Genomic DNA, 2,021 nt, shown 5'->3' with positions numbered 1-2,021 from the left:
CCGAGGTAACCGACCGCCTCGTCGTTGCCGAAGTCGGTCTGGCTGACCCAGCGCTGCGGACGTGTCCCGGTCACCACGAAGCCGCCGTGGCCATCCGGTGCCACGGTGAAACCGTTGTCGTCGACGGGAATGGGTCGGATCACCGGCCGGCGCGCCACCGGCGCCGGCTGCGCTGCACGGTAGGCCGATACCATCTCGGCCAGCGCGAACGTCAACGGCCGCAGGCCCTCCCGGCTGACCGTAGACACCATGAACACCGGCCAGCCGCGTGCGACGGTGATGTCGTCGCGGACGAACTCGGCCAGCTCCCGGGCCTGGAGCACGTCGATTTTGTTGAGCACCACCGCACGCGGCCGTCCGGCCAGGTCTCCGAGCGCCGAGTCTCCTTGTAGGGTAGGCGTATACGCTGCCAGCTCGGCTTCGAGCGCATCGATGTCGGAGACCGGGTCTCGGCCAGGCTCGACGGTGGCACAGTCGACGACGTGCACCAGCACCGCGCAGCGTTCGATGTGCCGCAGGAAGTCCAGGCCCAGCCCACGGCCGGCCGACGCGCCCGGGATTAGCCCGGGCACGTCGGCGACGGTGTAGGTCTGCTCGCCGGTCAAGACCACCCCCAGGTTCGGCGCCAGCGTGGTGAACGGATAGTCGGCGATCTTGGGCTTGGCCGCTGAAATCACCGACACCAGTGAGGATTTGCCGGCCGACGGAAACCCGATCAAACCCACATCGGCGACGGTCTTGAGTTCCAGGGTCAGGTCACGAGCCTGTCCTGGCTCACCGAGCAACGCGAAACCCGGGGCTTTGCGGGCACGCGACACCAGCGCGGCGTTGCCCAGCCCGCCGCGGCCACCGGCGGCGGCCACGAACCGGGTATCCGGCCCGACCAGGTCGGCCAGCAGGCGGCCGTGCTCGTCGAGCACCACGGTGCCGTCGGGCACCTTGACGTCCAGGTCGGCGCCGGTGGCGCCGTCGCGGTTGTTGCCCATGCCCTGCTTGCCGGACGACGCGACGAGGTGCGGGCGGAAATGAAAGTCCAGTAGGGTGTGCACCTGCGGGTCGACCACGAGCACCACGCTGCCGCCACGACCGCCGTTGCCACCGTCCGGGCCGCCGAGCGGCTTGAACTTCTCCCGGCGGATCGAGGCGCAGCCATTACCGCCGTCGCCGGCACGAACATGGACGACGACGCGATCGACGAACCGGGGCGCTGCGGGCACTGGGTGTCCTCCCCGTCTCATGCGCCGAGTGTGAAGCTGTTGCGATTCTCACCGGAAAATGTCGCAACAGCTTCACGCTCGCGACGCTGGCTCGGTCCCTAGTCGCGGGCGACCGGCACGACGTTGACCGTCTTGCGCCCGCGTTTGACACCGAACTCGACCGCGCCGGGTGCTGTTGCGAACAGCGTGTCGTCGCCGCCGCGGCCGACGTTGACACCGGGGTGGAAGTGGGTACCACGCTGCCGGACCAGGATCTCGCCGGCCTTGACGACCTGGCCGCCGAACCGCTTGACACCAAGCCGCTGGGAGTTGGAGTCGCGGCCGTTGCGTGAACTGGAAGCGCCCTTCTTGTGTGCCATGTCGTCAGCCTTACGTGATGCCGGTGACCTTGACCACGGTCAACCGCTGCCGGTGACCCTGCCGCTTGTGGTAGCCGGTCTTGTTCTTGAATTTGTGGATGCGGATCTTCGGGCCCTTGGTGTGCTCGAGCACCTCGCCGGTGACGGCGATCTTCGCCAGCTTAGCGGCGTCGGTGGTGACGGTGGCGCCGTCGACCACCAAGGCGACCGGTAGCGACACCGACCCACCGGGCTCGGTGTCAAGTTTCTCGACTTTGACGATGTCTCCCACGGCGACCTTGTACTGCTTGCCGCCGGTTTTGACGATTGCGTACGTCGCCATCGCTGGTATCTACCTTTGCTGTCGGGTGCTGTCGGGTGCTCTCGGGGCGCGCGCCATCGGGCTCACCTGTGGTCTGGGAGTTTGCCGGCCCGGCCTGGCGACAACTGGTCAACTGTACGTGAC

The 2,021-nt window shown here is 67.7% G+C and carries 3 protein-coding genes; all 3 read right to left on the bottom strand.

Features of this window, described 5'->3' with window-relative positions; translation table 11 throughout:
* On the bottom strand, nucleotides 1-1,217 hold a 1,217-nt coding region (obgE, locus tag AC2VOP_RS12025), incomplete at its 3' end, for a GTPase ObgE (RefSeq protein WP_486961179.1).
* Nucleotides 1,218-1,315: 98 nt separating this feature from the next.
* Nucleotides 1,316-1,576, bottom strand: a complete 261-nt coding sequence (gene rpmA, locus AC2VOP_RS12020; protein WP_486961178.1) for a 50S ribosomal protein L27 — start codon at nucleotides 1,574-1,576, stop codon at nucleotides 1,316-1,318.
* Nucleotides 1,577-1,586: 10 nt separating this feature from the next.
* Nucleotides 1,587-1,898, bottom strand: a complete 312-nt coding sequence (gene rplU, locus AC2VOP_RS12015) for a 50S ribosomal protein L21 (protein WP_486961177.1) — start codon at nucleotides 1,896-1,898, stop codon at nucleotides 1,587-1,589.
* Nucleotides 1,899-2,021: the final 123 nt, after the last annotated feature.

This window comes from Mycobacterium sp. TH-M106, assembly GCF_057473765.1.
The sequence above is the reverse complement of the archived record's forward strand: the minus strand, read 5'-3'. Positions and strand labels throughout refer to the sequence as shown.